The organism is Saliphagus sp. GCM10025334, from assembly GCF_042663485.1.
Classification (GTDB): Archaea; Halobacteriota; Halobacteria; order Halobacteriales; family Natrialbaceae; genus Natronosalvus.
The window spans coordinates 434,703-453,921 of sequence record NZ_JBHTAF010000001.1 but is presented as its reverse complement, the minus strand read 5'-3'; the positions used below and the strand labels follow the sequence as shown (position 1 = coordinate 453,921).

Below are 19,219 nucleotides of genomic sequence, written 5' to 3'. Positions count from 1 at the left end.
GCTGAACGGGATCACCCATCGACGCGAACCAGCCCGACGCCGGTGGCCGACACGTACGTCGCACCGATTCCGCCGAGACCGACGTGCACCCAGTAGGTACACAGCCGGTAGAGTAACGCAGCGGCAGTCGCGACGTCGCTCGAGACCGCGGTCGTCGCGACCAGTAGCCCGGCTAGGAACACCTCGACACCGCCCATCCCGCCCGGAAGCGGAACCACAGCTGCCACCGTGGACAGCGGTACACAGAGGAGCGCGACCGCGAACGGGGCGTCGATGCCGAGAGCGATCAGCGAGAGGAACAGCGCAAGCGCGTTGAAGATCCAGCTCGCCAGCGCGACCGTCACCGCGCCCAGCAGGACCGACCGATCCGCCGCGACGTCGTCGATCGTCGAGAGGAACCCACGGACGCGGGTTCGAACGGCGGCGCGCTCGACGCCGGGCAGCCTGGCCAGCGCTCCCTCGAGCCGAGCAGTGATCCCGAACAGGATGGTCCGCGCGACGCCGTCGCGGGTGACGGAGACGGCTGAAGCGGCGACAAGGACGGCCGTGAACAGCGCTCCCAGGAGGCCGGTCGCGAGACGGTTCGACGGGGGCGACCCGACGGTCACGCTCGAGCCGACGTCGACGGAACCGTTCGAAACGACCCCGACGAGTCCGACGACGGCAACGACGACGGACGTGAGGAAGACGAGCACCTCCGCCACGCTGATGACGGCGGCGTTGTCCTCGAACGGCGACTCGGACGACCCCGCGAGCAGGTACGCGGTCACGGCGACACCGACGGACTGTCCCCACGGTACGACGCTCCGGGAGAAGTACCCCGCCAGGAACGCGCCGACGAAGTCGGCCCCGCGGGCCGATCCCTCGATCGGCCCGAGCAGTCGGTAGACGATCAGGGCGCGCAGCGCGAGCATCGTCGCTCCGGCAACTGCGCCCCCAGCGACGAGAATCGGATCGGCGCGACGGATACTCGAGACCACGGCCTCCCAGCCGGTGCCGTAGACAAGTATCCCGGTGACCAGGAGGGCAACCGCGAAGCCGGCGGCGACCCGCAATCGGCGCATCTGCCGGGAGCAACGACATTCACTGACTTGAACGTACTGTCGGGGAACGGAACGTTCTCGACGTCGAACCGAGGACAGCTCACTCGATCATCGCGTCGAGTCGTTCGACGCGGCGGTCGATGGAGTGGCGATCGACGAGGAGGTCGAACGTACGGCTCGAGTTTCGGGGCACGTGCCCGAGAGCCGCGATCCGTTCGAGCGCGTCTCTCATCGCACTCGCACTCGTCGTCGCCGCGGCGAATGCGTCAGCCTCGTACTCGTGGGCGAGTTCTCTCCGTTTACTGGTATAAAGGAGGACGAAAACGACGGGGGCAAACAGGAACGAGTGAACGAACGTGAGCAACATTGCTGCCACTAGTGCTGCGTGCCAGAACGCCCGTCGTTCCAGGTGCCGACGTTGGACGTGCCCCAGTTCGTGTATGACGACGGCCTCGAACTCCGTCGCCTCCAGCCTAATTCTCAGGGAGTCGGATACGAAAACCGTTCGTAGACCGGGAACGATCCCGGATGCGAGCGCGCTCGAACGGTCGTCGTCGACGAGTCGAAACCGAATGTCGACGTCGGCCGCTGCTGCGAGCCGTTCACAGCGATCGGCGACCTCGGAGGGGAGTTCAGCCGTGTCGTTCTGTCGATCGACGAGCCACGGGCCGATCGCGAAGTACGCGAGCGTCGCGGCGACGCCGAGCGGGACTATCTCGTAGGGCGAGGTACGTACGAGGGTGAATACGAAGGGAATGCTAGCGCAAACGAATACGCCGTGGACACCTGTCGAGATCGCCGCTCGTCGTCGGTTCCCGTACTCGGTAAGCTCGAGCAAATCGAACGCCGAGAGTGGGAGGACGGCAGCGGTGCCGATACCGAATCCCAGAATACCGGCGACACCAGTGACGAGAACCCCGATTAGCAGGTCATGGATGAGTACAATCGCCGTGAAGCTACCGGCAACAGTGAAACACACGAGGGGAGCACCCGCCCCGATGAGGTACCACTGTACCCGTCTCGTCGCGAGGTCGGAGGCTGTCACGGGTGCGATGAACCGTTTACAGACGCCCCATCCGATTCCGGCGGTGGCGATCGAGAGGCCAATTCCGACGACAAGAAGTCCACCAACGAGAATCGCAACGGCAGTCATCTCTCGTCCTCTTCGATCGACCACGTGGCTGCCCGTTTTGCCATGGGATATTCGTGAGGTCTAAGCAGGAAAGTAAATAGCTTCCGGCACCTGGAGACGGACGCGTTACACGTGCTCTTCGAGGAACTCGGCGATCGCCGAGTAGGCCTCGATTCGGTTCTCGAGCTTGCTGAAGCCGTGGCCTTCGTCCTCGAAGATGAGCTTGCGGACGGGGACGCCCTGCTCGCGTGCCTCTTCGACGATCTGTTCGGCCTCGCCGACCGGAACGCGGGGATCGTTCTCACCGTGGAGGACGAACAGCGGGGCCTCGATGTTCTCGACGGTGTTGATCGGGGAGATGGACTCGAGGAACTCGCGATCCTCGGCCAGCGAGCCATACTCGGCCTCCCGGAGTTTCCGGCGCCAGTCACCCGTGTTCTCGAGGAAGGTGACGAAGTTGGCGATGCCGACGACGTCGATGCCGGCGGCCCAGAGCTCCGGATACTCGGTGAGCGAGGCCAGTACCATGAACCCGCCGTAGGAGCCGCCCATGGCGACGACTCGATCTGGGTCGATCGCTTCGTGGCCTGAAAGCCACTCGACGCAGGCCGCGACGTCGGCGACGGAGTCCATACGCTTTTCGACGTCGTCCAGGCTGGCATACTCGCTCCCGTATCCCGAAGACCCGCGCACGTTGGGCTCGAAGTAGGCGTAGCCCCGGTTCAGGAAGTACTGCTTGACGCTCGAGAACGAGGGTCGGCGCTGGCTCTCGGGGCCGCCGTGGATGTCGACGATGACGGGGTAGCCGTCGTCGGGTACGTTTTCGCCTGTCGCTTCGCCGCTTCTGTCCTCGCTCTCGCCGCTTCCATCCTCGCTCTCGCCGGCGCCCTCGAGCGCTCCCGCTGACCCCTCCGGGAGCGTTAGAAATCCGGGCACTTCGAGGCCGTCGAAACTCTCGACGTGAACGAGTTCCGAGGACCGGAAGGTCTCGGGCGGGATTCCTGCCGTGGGGGCGAGGGTCCACTGCTCGCTCTCGCCTGACTCGACGTCGACGACGAAGACGTTCGCGTTGACCGCATCGCCCGTCGTCGAGCAGGCGAAGACCTCGGCGTCCGGGCCGAAACTCACGCCGCCCGAGAGTCCGCCCGGCAGGTCGGGTTCGGGGAACGTCTCGAACGCCGTTGGGTCATCGCCTGCGAGTTCGCCCGCGGTGAGCTCCGTGTAGCCCTCCACGTTTCGCGAGTAGACGAATCGGCCGGTCTCGTCGTCCAGGGCGAGGCCGTCGACGTTCCACTCTCCTCCCTCGACCACCGTTTCGACCTCGAGGGTCTCGAGGTCCAGATATGCGAGCGCGAGCGTGTCGGTCTCCTCGTCGGTCACGAGGTAGAGGCCCTCGCAGTCGGGTGCCCAGGAGGCGCTCTGGTAGCGGACGTCGCCCTCGTGGGGCGTGAGGTGGGTCATCTCGCCGGTTTCGACCTCGAGGCTGTAGAGGTCCTGGTCGAAGTTCGAGTACGCCTGGGAGACCAGCAGTCGCGAGTCATCGGGGCTCCAGCCGCCGACCGTGAGCCAGCCGCCGCCCTCGGCGACGAGTTCGGCGTCGTCGCCGACTTCCGCCCGGCCCTGGACGTAGACGTCGAAGACGCTCTCGTCCCGGCGATTCGAGGTGAATGCGAACCGTTCGCCGTCGTGGCTCCACCCGCCCCAGAGGTGTTTTGCCTCCGGCATCCCGGTCAGGTTCGTGATCTCGCCCGTCTCGGCGTCGAGTCGGTACAGTTGCGCGCGCTCGTTGCCACCTTCGTCCATCCCGAACGCCAGTTCCGCTCGTTCGGGCGACCAGGAGGCGAACGTCACCCGCTCGTCGTAGAACGTTCGCTGTTCGGGCCACGCCTGGGCGTCCTCGAGCGTCCAGACTTGGGGCGTTCCGGTGGTGTTCATCAGAAACGCCAGTCGGTCACCTGCCGGTCCGAGAGAGGCACCGTAGGCGCTTCGAATGTTAAGATAGCGCTCGATGTCGTACGTTCCCATGGCTCACCAGTCTCGATTCGAAATGGTAACGGTTTCGACTCGGTCCCTCGAGTGCCGAAATGGGTCCGCGTGCTCCGTCCCGTCCAATTCCGGCATTGTGTCCTCCACGAAACCGGTCAGTCGATGCTTTCCAGGATAAGGGCCTTCGAACTGAGCCATCGTCACTCGGTCCCAGCGGGATAAATTCTCATTACTGGGGTCACGACCGTTCACTCGCGGTTCCGGTGTTTCAGCGCTGAATGGGGAGTGTCAACCAGTGTTCTTCGATATGAGTGAAACGGTGAGGATAGAAACCGTTACTCGCGCTCGAGATGCGGTGAGTCGGTGACCGTCACTGGCGGCGGTGTTCACCCCCTTCTGTGAATCGACGAAGGCGTGAAATCGTCGTCAAGCAACGACCTCGTCCCCGGCGAGCGGGGTCTGTCGCTCCGCGGGCTACACGGCGGTTGCAGGGCTCGGACCGTTAATTAACGGCTGAAACGGTCTCGGTCCCTTTTGAGAGCATGCGTCCATCCCGATTTACGATGAGAGACAACGAGTTACTGCTCGGATCGACCGATACGCCGTCGATCGGCTACGCCTACGACGACGGGACACAGCCGCCAGTCATCGGCGACGATCCGACGATCAGGGCGGGGACGATCGTCTACGACGACGTCGTGATCGGCGACCGATTCAGTACGGGTCACTTCGCGCTGGTTCGCGAACAAACCCGAATCGGCGACGACGTGCTCGTCGGGACGAACACGACCATAGATGGGACGTCGACCGTCGGCTCGAACGTGAGCATACAGACTGGCGTCTACGTACCTGCGGAGACCACCATCGGAGATAACGTTTTTCTCGGTCCGAACGCCGTCCTGACGAACGATCCCTATCCACTCCGTCGGGAGGTCGATCTCGAGGGCCCGACCCTCGAGGATCACGTCTCGATCGGGGCGAACGCGACCATCCTCCCCGGCGTGACCGTCGGGCGAGGCTCGTTCGTCGCCGCGGGTGCGGTCGTCTCGGCGGACGTCCCCGAGGAGACGCTGGCCGTCGGCGTTCCGGCGAGACACGAACCGCTTCCGGAGTCGCTTCGAGGGGGGAACGCTGCATGATCGCCATCGTCGCGTTCGCCAGGGAGGTGAGCGTCGCGTATGCGAACTGAACGACAGATAGACGTCGGCGTAATCGGCGTTGGCTCGATGGGGAGACAGCACGCGCGCGTCTACGCGGGACTGTCAGAGGCGAATCTGGTCGGCGTCTTCGACGTCGACGACGAACGCGCCGCTCGCGTCGCCGACGAACACGGCGCCACCGCGATGGACCTGGAGTCGCTCCTCGCATCGGTCGACGCCGCCTCGATCGTCGTCCCGACCGTGCATCACTACGACGTCGCCGGGCAGTGTCTGGAGGCGGGCATCGCGATGCTCATCGAGAAACCTCTCGTCGCGAATCTCGAGGAGGGACGACGGCTCCGCTCGAGAGCGAACCGCGCCGACGTGGCGGTACAGGTCGGTCACGTCGAGCGGTTCAACCCGGCCGTGGTGACGCTCCGCAAGATCGTCGAGGATCTCTCGATCATCAGTATACACGCAGAACGGCTCGGACCGCCACCGAACCGTCGAATCGACGACAGCGCCGTCCTCGACCTGATGATCCACGACATCGACGTCGTGCTCTCGTTGCTCGACGAGTCGCCGACGAGCGTCAAGAGCACCGGCGTGAACGACAACCGCCACGCGTCGGCGCTGCTCGAGTTCGACTCCGGGATCATGGCGTCGCTCACCGCCAGCCGACTCACCCAGCGAAAAGTTCGCCGACTCACCGTGACCGCCAGAGAGTGTCTCATCGAACTCGATTACATCGCCCAGTCGATCGCGATTCACCGCAACTCGGTCCCCAAGTACGCCGAACGCGACGGCAACGTTCGATTCCAGCACGAGAGCGTCGTCGAACGACCGCACGTGCCGAACGAGGAACCGCTACGGAACGAACTCGAGGCGTTTGTCGATGCCGTCGCGTCGAACGAGACGCCGTCCGTGACCATCGACGATGGACTGGCCGCGCTCGAGTTGACCCACCAGATCGAAGCCCAGGCCATGGGCGACCGATCTGACCTCGGAGTGAGGGTGGCAGATGACTGATCGACAATCGGTCGCCAAGGCCGACGGATTCGAGGTCGTCGTGGCCGACGGCGGAACAGTCGACCGTACAAACGACCGAGACTCGTCAGCGGAATCCACAGCGGCGAGCACCCGACCGTACGGAACCGGCCGCTCGAGCGAACGACTGCGTCGCGCGTTCGTCTCGGGATCGATCCCGGTGGCCGTCTACGGACTCGGAAAGATGGGACTCCCCCTCGCCGCAGTGTTCGCCGAGACGACCGGCAACGTCCTCGGCGTCGATATCGACCCCGACGTCGTGGCGACGATTCGGGCAGGAGACTGTCACGTCAAACGAGAACCCGGCCTGGACGACCTGGTCTCCGATCGAGTGTCCGCCGGCGCGCTCGAGGCGACGACGAACCCTCGTGAGGCTGCAGCGCAATGCGCGGTTCACGTCGTCATCGTGCCGACGCCGATCACGGACGAGCGAGCGCCCGACCTCTCGATCCTCGACGCCGCGATCGAGGCGATCGGAACCGGACTGGACCCGGGCGACCTGGTGCTCGTCGAGTGTACCGTACCACCCCGGACGACCAGCGATCGGGTGCTTCCGGCGCTCGAGGCGGCGTCGGGACTCTCCCGCGGGTCGTTCGGCGTGGCCTTCTGCCCCGAACGGACGTCCTCGGGACGAGCGCTCGAGGACATCCGCGGCGCGTACCCGAAGGTCGTCGGCGGCGTCGACGCGGAGAGTACCGCAGCTGCGCGAGCAATTTACGAGACCATCAACGACGAGGGCGTGATTACGGTCTCCGACGCGACCACCGCCGAGTGCGTCAAGGTCTTCGAGGGACTGTACCGCGACGTCAACATCGCGCTCGCGAACGAACTCGCGATGTTCACCGACGAGTTCGGAATCGACGTCCGCGAGGCGATCGACGTCGCGAACACCCAGCCCTACTGTGACATCCACGAACCGGGACCCGGTGTCGGTGGCCACTGCATCCCGTTCTACCCGTACTTCGTAATCGATCCCTTCGAGACCGACGCCCCGCTGCTCGAGACCGCTCGAGCGGTCAACGACTCGATGCCGGCGTTCACGGTCGCAAAACTGCGCGACGGCCTCGAGGCCGAGGGGACGGCGCTGTCGGACGCGGCGGTACTGGTGCTCGGGCTGACCTACAGGCCCGGCGTCGAAGAGATCAGGGCCTCGCCGTCGATCGATATCGCCGCCGAACTCTCCGCGGCCGGCGCGACGGTCTACGGCGTCGATCCGATGCTCGAATCGGAGGGCTTCGAGGTGTTCGACCTGGAGGCGGTTTCGCTCGAGGCGGCGTACGACCTCCCGATCGACGGCGTGATTCTCGTTACACCGCACGAGGAGTTCGACGAGATTCGGTGGGCGGACCTGGGAACGGACTGTGAAGACGAACCCAGTGCTCGTAGTGATCACCGTCCGGTCGTCGTCGACGGTCGCGGAACCGTCGCTAGCCCGGTCGATTCGTTGGTATACGAAATCGGAGGCGGGGTTCGCGAGCAGCGGGGGTGGGATTCGTGAGCAATACCGCGAACGCGAGCACTGCTTTCGCCCCATCTGCCAACCGGATCTGCGTCGTCGGACTCGGCTACGTCGGACTCCCGCTCGCGTGCGAGTTCGACAGCGTCGGGTACGACGTCCGCGGTTACGACGTCGATACGGACAAGATTCGAACGCTCGAGCGCGGAATGGATCCGACGGGCGACGTCAGCGATCGATCAATCGCCGAGAGTTCAATACAGTTTACGACCGACCCGAGCGTGATATCGACGGCCGATTACGTCGTCGTGGCGGTGCCGACTCCGGTCGACGAACTCGAGAAACCGGACCTCGGCCTGGTCGAACGGGCGGGGGAGACGGTCGGCGAACACCTCACCGGGGGGACGACCGTCGTCCTCGAGTCGACGGTGTATCCGGGGGCGACCCGCGAGATATTCGTTCCGGCACTCGAGCGCGGCTCGAGCCTGACGGCGGGCGAGGAATTCGGCGTCGGCTATTCGCCCGAACGAATCGTCCCGGGCGACGACGACCATGGTTTACGCAACGTCGTCAAGATCGTGAGCGGATTGACCGAGGGATCGCGGGCGAGTCTCGTCGACCTCTACGGATCGATCGTCGACGCGGGCGTCCACGAGGCGCCGACGATCGAAACCGCCGAAGCCGCGAAGTGCGTCGAGAATACGCAGCGCGACCTCAACATCGCGCTGGTGAACGAACTCGCGGTAGCGTGTACGCACCTGGGGATCGACACGCAGGCCGTGCTCGACGCGGCGAAGACGAAGTGGAACTTTCACGATTATCGACCCGGCCTCGTCGGCGGCCACTGTATCCCGGTCGATCCGTTCTACCTCGCCTACGAGAGCGAACGTAACGGGTTCAAGCTCGAACTCGTTCGAACCGCGCGCGAGATCAACGACTACGTTCCAACCCACGTCGGAGAGATGACTGTAAAGACCCTGAACGACGCCGAAAACGTACTCAAGCACAGCACCGTCCTGATCCTCGGACTGACGTATAAGCCGAACGTGGCGGATCTCAGATCGTCGATCGGCGGCGTGATCGACTACCTCCGCGAGTACGGCGTCTCCGTCGTCGGATACGATCCGCACGCGGCCGACGCCGATATCCGAGAGCGCTTCGGTATCGACGTCGTTCCCGAACCGTTCGGGGATGGAATCGATGCCATTGTGATCGGAACGCCACACGATGCCTTCGACGAACTCGACGTCGGCGGGTTACTCGCCGAGATGAACGAGAACCCCGTCCTCGTCGACGTCGACGGGATGTTCGAGGACCGGGCGGGCGAACACGATTGCCGCTACTGGAGGTTGTAATGTATCGAGATCACTCCGTCGCCGCCGTCGTTCCGGCGTACAACGAGGAACATTTCATCGGCGACGTCGTCAGAGAGATGCCCTCGTTCGTCGACCGACTGTACGTCGTGAACGACTGCTCCACGGACGGAACGTGGGAGGCAATTCTCGAGGCAGCGCGTTCGGACGCTCGCCGTCAGATCAACAGAGAGGGGGCGGTGGCAGACCGGGTCGAACGAATTCGACCCGATGGTGGAGAGAACCCTGCACTCGCAGCGAGAGCAAACGTTCACGAACCGATCGGTCGCGTCGTCCCGATCGATCATCGCGAGAACCGTGGTGCCGGCGGCGCGATCAAGACCGGCTATCTGGCGGCGCGGGCCGGACGACTCGACATCGTCGTCACCGTTGACGGCGACGGCCAGATGGATCTCGAGGCGATGCCGAAGCTCCTCGACCCGATCGTCGACGGAGTCGCGGACTATGCAAAGGGAAATCGACTGCTCGCTCCCGATCACCAGCGATCGATGCCGCGGTTCCGTCTGTTCGGCAACGCGCTTCTCTCACTACTGACGAAAATCGCTTCGGGATACTGGAAGCTGAGCGATCCTCAGAACGGTTACACCGCGATCTCGAGGGACGCACTGGAGGCCGTCGACCTCGAGTCGATGTACGAGTACTACGGCTACTGCAACGACCTCCTCGTGAAGCTGAACACCAGAAGTGCCCGTGTCGCCGACGTTTCGATCCCCGCGGTCTACGGCGACGAGGAGTCGAGCATCGTCTACTCGACGTACGTCCGGAACGTCTCGGGAATGCTCCTTCGGAACTTCATCTGGCGACTCGAGACCCGGTACCTTCGGTTCGACTTCCATCCGGTCGTCCTGTTCTACCTCTTCGGTGCGGGTGCGTCCGCGCTCGGGACGCTCGGCGTGCTCTGGTCGTTCCTCTCCCGCTCTAGAGAGTCGCCGTTCACTCGCGTCCTCGTGAGTACCCTCCTGTTTCTCGTCGGCTGGTTATTCCTGCTGTTCGCGATGGTGTTCGACATGCAGGAAAACGAAGACCGTGAGGTGGTGATTCACGAATGACGGCGACCGTCCTGTTCGATGTCGGCCATCCGGCACACGTCCACCTGTTCAAACACGCTATCGGCGAACTCGAGGACCTCGGCCACGAAACGCACGTGTTCTCCCGGGAGAAAGACCTCACGGTCACGCTCCTCGACCGGTACGGGATCGACCACACTCCGCTCTCGCGGAAGCGATCGAACGTGGCCGGGCTGTTTCTCGAACTGATTGAGCGCGAGATTCGAACCCTCCGCGCCACGCGACGAATCGATCCGGACGTGGTCGTCAGTTCACCGATCCCGCCAGCCGCCCACGCCGCTCGATTGAACGGGACGCCAATGATCCTCTTCGACGACAGCGAGGTCGCCACGTTGCAAGCGCGGTTGACGCATCCGTTCGCGACTAAGATCTGTACACCGGTGAACTACGGTCGCGACCTCGGCGCGAAACAGGAGCGATACGCGGGGTACCACGAACTCGCGTACCTCCATCCGAATCGGTTCGACCCCGATCCCGACCGACTCAGGGCCGTCGGCGTCGATCCGCACGAGCACTACTCGGTCTGTCGGTTCGTCTCCTGGAGCGCCAGTCACGACACCGGCAACCGCGGGTTCTCACGTGAGGGAAAACGCGAACTGCTTTCACTCCTCTCCGAAGAGGGGCCAGCGTACGTCACCAGTGAGGATCCGCTACCGCCGGAGTTCGAGCCCTATCGTCTCCCGGTTCCGCCGGAATTGATTCACGACCTGCTCTACTACGCCGATCTCTACGTCGGCGACTCCCAGACGATGGCGACGGAGGCGGCCATCCTGGGGACGCCGGCGATCCGATCGAATTCGTTCGTCGGCGACGGCGACATGAGCAACTTCGTGGAACTCGAGTCCACGTACGGCCTCCTCTCCTCTCTATCAGACGAACGGGAGACGCTGGCGCTCGCTCGCGACCTCTCGACCGATCCCGACGCGAAGGCACGCTGGAGGCGAAAGCGACGGAAACTCCTCGACGACAAGATCGACGTGACTACGTACCTCATCGAGACGATCCTCGAGACGGCGGGCGAACCGCGCGAGAAACCTGGAATCGATCTCGAAGCGGGGATCGGCCGATGAAGGTACTCACCGTCGTCGGCGCTCGTCCGCAGTTCGTGAAGGCGTCGGCCGTTTCGCGTGCGCTGAGCGCGGCGGGCCACGACGAACGAATCGTCCACACCGGCCAGCACTACGACGACGAACTCTCGGACGTCTTCTTCAGGGAACTCGAGATTCCCGACCCTGCCTACGAACTGGGGGTCGGTTCGGCGTCTCACGGCGCGCAGACGGCGGCGATGATCGACGGCCTCGAACCGGTCGTCGCCGAGGTCGGGCCGGACGTAATCGTCCTCTACGGGGACACCAACTCGACGCTCGCCGGCGCGATCGTCGGTTCGAAGGTCGACGCGACGGTCGCTCACGTCGAGGCCGGTCTGCGGAGTTTCACCGACATGCCCGAGGAAGTGAACCGTCGACTGACGGATCACGCGGCAGACCTGTTGTTCGCGCCGACGGCCGGAGCGGTTGCAAACCTCGCCGCCGAAGGCCTCGAAGAGGGTGTCTATCGGAGCGGCGACGTGATGTACGACGTACTCTTGTGGGTCGTCGACCGTCCAATAGAGCGATCGACGATCCTCGAGCGACTCGAGGTGACGCCTGGAAACTACGTCCTGGCGACCGTCCACCGCGAGCGAAACACAGACGATCCGGCCCGACTGCGATCGATCGTCGACGCCCTCTCGACGTCGTCGCTTCCGGTCGTATTCCCGGCGCACCCCCGAACGATCGAGCGGCTCGAGCGCAACGACCTCCTCGAACGAGCGAGGCGCGAACTGCACCTCTCCGAGCCGGTTGGGTACCTCGATTTCGTTCGGTTACTCGACGCCGCAGACCGCGTCGTGACCGACTCGGGCGGAGTCCAGAAGGAGGCGTTCTTCCTCGATACCCCCTGTGTCACGCTCCGGGAGGAGACCGAGTGGGGCGAGACGGTCGAGTGCGGCTGGAACGAACTCGTCGGCACGGATCGACGAGCGATAGAGCGTGCACTGGAACGAGAACGCCTCCTCGAGGACAAGCCGTCGCCGTACGGCGACGGGCAGGCGGCCGAATCCATCGTCGAGGTGCTCGAGCGTGCTCGATGACCACGCGTTCGCGGTCTGTCTTACACACGACGTCGACCGACCGTACAAAACGTACCAGGCGCCGTACTACGCCCTCGTGAACCGAGACTCGTCGCAACTGCGGTCCCTGTTCTCGAGGGATCGACCGTACTGGCAGTTCGAGGAGATCATGGCCCTCGAGGAGGGCCTCGGCGTCAGGTCGACGTTCTTCTTTCTGAACGAGCAGAATCTTTTCCGCGACAAATCGCCGCGGGAGTGGCTGCGACCGGCGAACTGGAAACACTTCGTGGGCCGATACGAGATCACCGATCCGGCGATCGTCGACGTCATTCGTGATCTCGATGCCGGCGGGTGGGAAGTCGGATTGCACGGTTCTTACGAGTCTCCTGACGATCCGGTTCGGTTGAGAGAGGAGAAGTCGCAGTTGGAGCGAGTCCTGGGTCACGAAATCACCGGTGGGAGGCAGCACTATCTCAGACTGACCCGGCCGGACACGTGGGAAATTCACCGGGAACTCGGGTTACGGTACGACGCCAGTCTCGGTTCGACGGACGAGGTCGGCTTTCAACACGGGTACGGTCTTTTGCGGCCCTTCGACGACGAGTTCGCGGTCTTCCCACTCACCGCGATGGAGGTTGCCCTTCTCGGGCCGGAAACAGACCTCGAGTCGGCCCGGGAACGAGGCTACGATCTGCTCCGTGAGGCCGAGCGAAACGAGGCCGTCGCCACGTTGCTATGGCACCCACGGTTTTTCAACGAGGACGAATTCAGTGGGTATCGCCAGTTGTACATCGACCTCGTCGAGTTCGCCCAGGAACGCAACGCCTGGATCGGCTCCTGCGCGGAGTTCCTTCGACGTGTCGACGAATCGAACGAATTGGAACGAAAGCCAGTTCGAGAGCGTCCATAGCTCTCAGGGACGACTCATGAAAGAAATACAAAATATGCGCTCGAGTGGAACGGGTTGGGAGATTTATGGGGTTCGACGAGGTACGACTGACGAATGAATACCGACCTATTCACGGACAGAAAGCGTGCAGAGATGGATCGTTACAACGAAGACGATGACGAGGGCAAGTGGATTGCTGACTATCTATCTACTGATGGGTACAACGACCTCATGGATGCTGGACATCACCGACTCGTTCGCGAGACGCTGGCGAAACACCTGACATCGAACGCGTCGGTCCTGTCGATCGGAGCGGGACAAGGTGACTGGCTCCGCGAGTCTACCAGGCATGATCCGCGACATTCCCTCGCACTGGACATCTCTGTCAACGAACTACGACGAGGATCGAATGCGGAGAACGGAGACCGGATCGAGTGGCTCTGCGGCGACGCCGAACGGTTGCCCGTCCGTGACGACTCGATCGATTTTGTCCTGGCCGCGGCTGTACTACACCACCTACCGCAATGGAAAGACGCGATCCTGAACGAAATCTGTCGCGTTCTCAGCCCTGATGGGGTGTTCCTCTTCTTCGATCCGTTGCGATACAATCCGTTCGCCATGTTCGCGCGTCGATTTCTCGAGACGCGAAAGCGGACCGAGGCCGAAGTTCCACTGAACCCGTTCACGCTTCGATCGACGCTGGAAGCGTCGTTCGAAACGGTCGATCTAACCGGGTTTTACGTAATCTCTCCGATCTGTACGCTCCTGGATGCGATCGCACCCGTCGACCTCGAAGGAGCGATATACGAACTCGCCGAAATCGAACGACGGCTCTCGAAACGAGGGTTACTGCCGATGACTGCAGAGGTCGTCGGGATCGCTACCGATCCGCGGTGAGCCGCTCCGACCGGCGTCGGCCATGACACCGGCGAATTCGACGTCCTGGTGCGTCGTCTAGAGGTCGTCGACGGCGACCTCCTCGCCGTTCCACTCGAGCCAGAAGGCGGGGTCGGCGTCGGTATCGGCGTTCTCGGCCTCGAAGGTGACGACGTCACCCTCGACGACGAAACCGTCGCCCCAGCCGTTGCCCGTCAATCCTTCGACTTCGTAGTACCCAGTCTCGTAGTAGGTAATGGTGTCGTTGTCGTTCGCCGAGATCGGGTTGCCGGAGGGGGACGTCCCGAGGTCGGCAGCGGTGACAGGGCCGTTGGCGACGAACCGATAGCGCACGCGGTCGGCCCCTGGTTCGGTCAGGATTGCGAACTCGGCCGGTTCCGGTTCGTCGTCTTCGTCGTTCTCACCGGTCAGGTCGTCGACGGCGATCTCCTCGCCGTTCCACTCGAGCCAGAAGGCGGGGTCGGCGTCCGCGTCGGCGTTCTCGGCCTCGAAGGTGACGACGTCACCCTCGACGACGAAACCGTCACCCCAGCCGTTGCCCGTCAATCCTTCGACCTCGTAGGTGCCATCTTCGCGTTCGGTGATCGCGTCGTTGCTGTTTGCCGAAACCGGGTTGCTCGAGGGGGACGTCCCGAGGTCGGCGGCGGTGACAGGCCCGTTGGCGACGAACCGGTAGCGCACGCGGTCGGCACCGGACTCCGTCAGAATCGCCAGTTCGTTCTCGCTCCCGGAATTGTCCTCTGTTCCTTCTTCCCCATCAGCAACCAGGTCGTCGACGGCGATCTCCTCGCCGTTCCACTCGAGCCAGAAGGCCGGATCAGCGTCAGCGTCGGCGTTCTCGGCTTCGAACGCGACGATGTCGCCATCGACGGCGAACGCGTCGCCCCAGCCGTTGCCCGTGAGCCCCTCGACCTCGTAGGTGCCGTCCTCGCGCTCAGTGATCGTGTCGTTGTCGTTCGCAGAGACTGAACCGCCCGAAGGCGAGGTGCCGAGGTCTGTGGCGGCGACGGGCCCGTTGGCGACGAACCGGTAGCGCACGCGGTCGGCGCCGGATTCCGTCAGAATCGCCAGTTCGTTCTGGTCCCCGGTGTCGTCGGTCTCCTCCTCGTCTCCCCCGTCGCCGCTCTCCCCACCGTCGTAGTTCAGCCAGTCCTCACGGGTCCCGTTGACAAGCATCACGTGATTGTCGAAGTAGATCGTGTACGGATCGTTGTCCTGGTAGAGGTCGTACCCGTGCGGACCCGCGTATTCGATCCCGTTCCCGTCGGCGGACCGCCACGCGAAGTTCTCCCGCTCGTAGGCGAGTTCGTCGTTCACCCACGCGCGGAAGACGCCGTCGTTGTTCATCGACCCACTCGAGGTATACGTATTCAGTTTCTGGTAGGTTTCGATCTTCACCCACTCGTTCATCGGCATCTGGACCCGGTTGCCGAACTCGAGGTACGGGGTCGTGCTGTCGGTGAGTCGCGCGTCGTAGGAGTAGACGAAGAACGTGTACGTGTCGGGGTGATCGTGGTTCTCCCGACGTGTGAAGCCGAGCCGGACCGACCACCCGTCTTCGCCCGTGAACGGGGGCGGCGTGACGAAGTTTCCGCTGTCCTGATCTCCCTCGCTTCGTAATCCGGCCCAGAAGAACCGCATCGTGTTGTTCTCCGAGAGCCACATCCCATTGGGGTGGACGTAGAACCGCTGGTACAGCTCGTCGACCTCTGTGCCGTAGTGGTCGTCGAACGGATACACCGTGTTCGCGCTCATTTGATCGCCGTCGAGGTAGTGCGCGCAACTCGTCTCTCCCGTTCGGGAGGTGCTCGACGTGATGTCGGGGCTCGTCCTCGAGCGCTGGTTCCACACGTCGTAGACGCCACTCAGGCCGTTGTATTGTGCCGACGGATCGTAGTAATCGTCGTAATCGATTTCGATTAAATCTTGATCGTGAGAGTCGGCCGCGGCGGTTCCCGAACTCAGGAGCGCCCCGCCAGCGACGGCGGTGGAGCCGAGTACCTTCAGGTACGTTCTGCGTTCGATGTCGTTCGTCGTGCCGTTCTCTTTGCCGCTTTCCAGTGTGTTATTGATTGCTCGTTTCGAGCGCTCACGTGCCATGCAACTTGACTAGCCAACTATGCTGACCTCAACGCTCTCATGAACATATCGGAACTTTATACGTCGACGAGTTACTGTCAGGTTGGCTGTTGTGTCCTCGCTCGCCTTCGGAAAACGGGTCCGCCTTCTAGATGCACAAATTGGTCAGCTAGGCGTATTCAGTACCGTCAGATTCGATTCACGGGTCCGGCGATCAGTTATTCGTCTGCGGACCAGAGCAAATGCTCGAGTGAGAAGTCGATACGCGGGCATCCCGCTCTGAGAGTCTCGAGGTGCGGATCGAATCGAATGTCGCCTTCCGGATGCTCAGGACTGCGTTAGCGACACGAGATTCTCGGGAACTCCGCCGGCGACGATGTGGTGATCGTCGAAGTAAACGGTCTCACCGTTCTGGTTCGATCCCCACCAGTAGCCGTGCGGACCGGCCTCTTCGATGCCCTGTCCTGGAACGGTGGTCCAGCGGTAGTCGGTTCGCTCGAACGCCAGTTCGCCGTTCACCCAGACGCGGATTTCGCCGTCGGCGTTCGCACGGCCGTTCTCGACCGTATTCAGCACCTGGTGACACCGGAAATCGTTCCACTCGTTCATCCGAACGCCCGTATCCGTGACGTTCAATTCGGGGACCGGGTTAACCTGATCCATGTGGTATACGTATACGAAGAGCGGGTACTCGTCGGGATGGTCGTGGGAGCCACGTCGGGCGTATCCCAGTCGAATGGACCACCCGTCCTTGCCGTTCGGGATATCTTCCTGAATTGTCCCACCCGACGACGTCGGCCCGTTTCGAATTCCTGCCCAGAAGAACCGGAAGGTTCCCCTGTCCGCTAATGTCATCCCGTTTGGGTGGAACCGGAACCGCTGGTACGTTTCCTCTACGACGTCGTCGTGATTAGCGGCAAACGAGTAGACCGTGTTGGCAGTCATCTGGTTCCCCTGGAAGTGATGTGCGAGACACCGGTCCCCGGGTCCTGGCTGACCGACTACAATCTCCGGATCAGTTCCCGAGCGCTGGTTCCACACGCGATAGACGTCGTCCAGACCGTTGTACTTCGAGGACGGGTCGTAACACTCGCCGTAATCGACGTCGACGAACTCGAGGTCGGTTTCCGCCGAACCGCCTGCCTCTCCACGAACCGCGTTCGAGAACAGTGCGCCCGTCGCCGTCGCCCCCAGCAGTGAGAGATACGAGCGTCGGCCGAGCGTGCCCCTTTTCGTTCGTGGCGTATCGTCACGGGGCTTGTCGCCGGAAACATCAGATTGCTTGCCTCGCATACAAAACCGGGGAAGTAACCTCTGGTTATCAACCTTATCGTGTGAAAATCGTACATTTATCTCATAAATCGAGATCTTACTTTCCACCTCAAAATACACTCAAGATTGGAGAACGTACTGGCGGTCAGGAGGCAATCCGACCGATCAGACTTTTCGGATCGAATCCTGGAAGAGCGACGTTCGCGCATTCGGTTCGTGATCTCACCGGTTTCGCTCGTTGTCACGCCGGTCAATCACGAAGGCAGTGAGGCTGTTCGAGTGCGAAAACAGGGGTTACTGAACGCAATGATCGAGTACCACCGGTTGGCTTTTCACGGAGGGCGGTGGTTACGAACCCTATGTCTGCCGATCCGACGGTCCTCCTCCTCGATGGAGATTACCCGACCGCGCTGACCGTCGCGAAGGAACTCTCCGAAGACCTCGGCGCGACAATCGTCGGCGTCGGAACGACGCGATTTAGCCGACTGCTCCGATCGAGGTACTGCGACGAGAAAATCCTCGCCCCTCCGCCGGAGAGCGAGGGATACGCCGACGCCTTTGAATCGGCGGTACGAACCTATCGCCCGGACTTCGTCTTGCCGGTCGGGTACCAATCGACGGTTGCAGTCGACCGACTTCGGTCGATTCTCCCCTCCTCGGTTTCTACCTATCTCCCCTCGAGCGAGTCGCTCCATGCCGGAGCCGACAAGTCCGTTGTCCTCGACCGTGCGGCCCGTCTCGGAATTGACGTTCCGGAGGAGTACTCGAGCGTCGTCGAACGAATCGACGCGAACGGGAGGCCGAGGGGTGCACTCGACAAGCTGAACTTTCCCGTCTTTCTCAAGGCCAGACACGAATCCGGCGGTGGCGAGACGACGGCTCGAGTCGACGACCCTGCTCGTTTTTGGCCGACTTACGATCGTATTGCGGCGGTCGCACCGAGCGAGGACGTGCTCGTCCAGGAGCTAATCGAGGGAACGGGGTCGACCTACGGAGTCGGCGTTCTCTGTTCGGACAACGACGTCATGCTCAGGTTCAGTCACGAGGAACTTCGGTCCGTTCCTCGATGGGGCGGAAGTGGGACGCATCTCCGAACGTACCGAAACCCCTCCCTCGAGGCGCAAGCGACGGCCTTGCTACAGGAACTGGGATGGCACGGAATCGCGCTCGTCGAGTTCAAACGCCGTCCCAACGGTTCGTTCGTACTCATGGAGGTGAACCCGAAGTTCTGGGCGTCGTACGCGCTGGCAAGCGAGCGCGGCTACCGATTCGCCTCGACGATGGTCGCGTCCGCTCTCGGCCTGGACATCAACCTCCCCGTCAGGATAATCGGAACGGTCGACGAGATGGTATTTCCGCTTCGTGAACTCCAGTACTGCGCTCAGCAACCGACCCGGAACGAAATCTCGACCGCTCTCAGGACGGTACTGACCCCCGGTGCGAAGTGGAGTCTCGACTGGACCGACCCCGTCGCCTGGCTGATGCCACCTGTCGCCGCGATGGAACGGGTACCCGACGTAGAGACTCGACTCGAGGCCGCTGTCGAGTCCGTAACTGGCCGTCGATCGCGGAACGCAGGGGAGGATCGACGATGACAGGCTTCAGTGGGACATGGACCGACGATGACGGGTCTCAGCGAGTCGATCGTGGACCCTGCACTGGCCGCTCCAACGAGGACGTCAGCCGGGTCGCACGTCTCGAGCGTGCTTCCATCGGTCTCGAACGTACC

General features: G+C 62.9%; 15 protein-coding genes. 10 read left to right on the top strand and 5 right to left on the bottom strand.

What is annotated here, in order from left to right; all coding sequences use genetic code 11:
- Positions 1 to 11 precede the first annotated feature (11 nt).
- The 3 genes from ACFQO4_RS01965 to ACFQO4_RS01955 all read right to left on the bottom strand — a co-directional run bounded on the left by ACFQO4_RS01965 (position 12) and on the right by ACFQO4_RS01955 (position 4,200).
- Complete coding sequence (locus tag ACFQO4_RS01965) at positions 12 to 1,064, bottom strand: lysylphosphatidylglycerol synthase transmembrane domain-containing protein (RefSeq protein ID WP_500259328.1); 1,053 nt, start codon at positions 1,062 to 1,064, stop codon at positions 12 to 14.
- A gap of 79 nt (positions 1,065 to 1,143) precedes the next feature.
- Entirely contained in the window at positions 1,144 to 2,196 is a 1,053-nt protein-coding gene (locus ACFQO4_RS01960) for a M48 family metalloprotease (protein WP_500259327.1), read from the bottom strand.
- Positions 2,197 to 2,301: 105 nt separating this feature from the next.
- The gene (locus ACFQO4_RS01955; RefSeq protein WP_500259326.1) at positions 2,302 to 4,200 is read right to left on the bottom strand and encodes a S9 family peptidase; all 1,899 of its coding nucleotides are present in this window, start codon (positions 4,198 to 4,200) and stop codon (positions 2,302 to 2,304) included.
- Positions 4,201 to 4,724: 524 nt separating this feature from the next.
- On the opposite strand from ACFQO4_RS01955, the gene ACFQO4_RS01950 reads away from it, so the two are divergent.
- The 9 genes from ACFQO4_RS01950 (at position 4,725) to ACFQO4_RS01910 (ending at position 14,139) form a co-directional block, all read left to right on the top strand.
- Positions 4,725 to 5,300: an acyltransferase gene (locus tag ACFQO4_RS01950; RefSeq protein ID WP_500259325.1), complete on the top strand. Its 576-nt coding sequence runs from the start codon at positions 4,725 to 4,727 to the stop codon at positions 5,298 to 5,300.
- 39 nt (positions 5,301 to 5,339) lie between these two features.
- Entirely contained in the window at positions 5,340 to 6,329 is a 990-nt protein-coding gene (locus tag ACFQO4_RS01945) for a Gfo/Idh/MocA family oxidoreductase (RefSeq protein WP_500259324.1), read from the top strand.
- On the top strand, positions 6,322 to 7,845 hold the full coding sequence (locus ACFQO4_RS01940) for a nucleotide sugar dehydrogenase (RefSeq protein ID WP_500259323.1): 1,524 nt from the start codon (positions 6,322 to 6,324) through the stop codon (positions 7,843 to 7,845). Before ACFQO4_RS01945 ends, ACFQO4_RS01940 begins: the two co-directional genes overlap by 8 nt.
- Positions 7,842 to 9,158, top strand: a complete 1,317-nt coding sequence (locus ACFQO4_RS01935; protein ID WP_500259322.1) for a nucleotide sugar dehydrogenase — start codon at positions 7,842 to 7,844, stop codon at positions 9,156 to 9,158. Before ACFQO4_RS01940 ends, ACFQO4_RS01935 begins: the two co-directional genes overlap by 4 nt.
- Positions 9,158 to 10,225: a glycosyltransferase family 2 protein gene (locus ACFQO4_RS01930; RefSeq protein ID WP_500259321.1), complete on the top strand. Its 1,068-nt coding sequence runs from the start codon at positions 9,158 to 9,160 to the stop codon at positions 10,223 to 10,225. The genes ACFQO4_RS01935 and ACFQO4_RS01930 overlap by 1 nt, the downstream gene beginning before the upstream one ends.
- Positions 10,222 to 11,313, top strand: coding sequence for a DUF354 domain-containing protein (locus tag ACFQO4_RS01925; RefSeq protein WP_500259320.1), 1,092 nt, complete (start codon positions 10,222 to 10,224; stop codon positions 11,311 to 11,313). Before ACFQO4_RS01930 ends, ACFQO4_RS01925 begins: the two co-directional genes overlap by 4 nt.
- Positions 11,310 to 12,374: a non-hydrolyzing UDP-N-acetylglucosamine 2-epimerase gene (gene wecB, locus ACFQO4_RS01920; RefSeq protein ID WP_500259319.1), complete on the top strand. Its 1,065-nt coding sequence runs from the start codon at positions 11,310 to 11,312 to the stop codon at positions 12,372 to 12,374. Before ACFQO4_RS01925 ends, wecB begins: the two co-directional genes overlap by 4 nt.
- The gene (locus tag ACFQO4_RS01915) at positions 12,364 to 13,263 is read left to right on the top strand and encodes a polysaccharide deacetylase family protein (protein ID WP_500259318.1); all 900 of its coding nucleotides are present in this window, start codon (positions 12,364 to 12,366) and stop codon (positions 13,261 to 13,263) included. The genes wecB and ACFQO4_RS01915 overlap by 11 nt, the downstream gene beginning before the upstream one ends.
- Before the next feature lie 93 nt (positions 13,264 to 13,356).
- Positions 13,357 to 14,139 (top strand): class I SAM-dependent methyltransferase, encoded by a 783-nt coding sequence (locus ACFQO4_RS01910; RefSeq protein WP_500259317.1) that lies wholly within the window; start codon positions 13,357 to 13,359, stop codon positions 14,137 to 14,139.
- A gap of 57 nt (positions 14,140 to 14,196) precedes the next feature.
- On the opposite strand, the gene ACFQO4_RS01905 is transcribed toward ACFQO4_RS01910, so the two are convergent.
- Both ACFQO4_RS01905 and ACFQO4_RS01900 read right to left on the bottom strand, forming a co-directional pair.
- Positions 14,197 to 16,239: a hypothetical protein gene (locus tag ACFQO4_RS01905; protein WP_500259316.1), complete on the bottom strand. Its 2,043-nt coding sequence runs from the start codon at positions 16,237 to 16,239 to the stop codon at positions 14,197 to 14,199.
- 306 nt (positions 16,240 to 16,545) lie between these two features.
- Positions 16,546 to 17,511: a hypothetical protein gene (locus ACFQO4_RS01900; RefSeq protein ID WP_500259315.1), complete on the bottom strand. Its 966-nt coding sequence runs from the start codon at positions 17,509 to 17,511 to the stop codon at positions 16,546 to 16,548.
- A 338-nt stretch (positions 17,512 to 17,849) separates the two neighbouring features.
- Between ACFQO4_RS01900 and ACFQO4_RS01895 the strand changes: the two genes are divergently transcribed.
- Positions 17,850 to 19,085 carry a carboxylate--amine ligase gene (locus tag ACFQO4_RS01895; protein WP_500259314.1) on the top strand — a complete coding sequence of 412 codons (1,236 nt, stop codon included), beginning with the start codon at positions 17,850 to 17,852 and terminating at the stop codon, positions 19,083 to 19,085.
- The last annotated feature ends 134 nt before the right edge of the window (positions 19,086 to 19,219 follow it).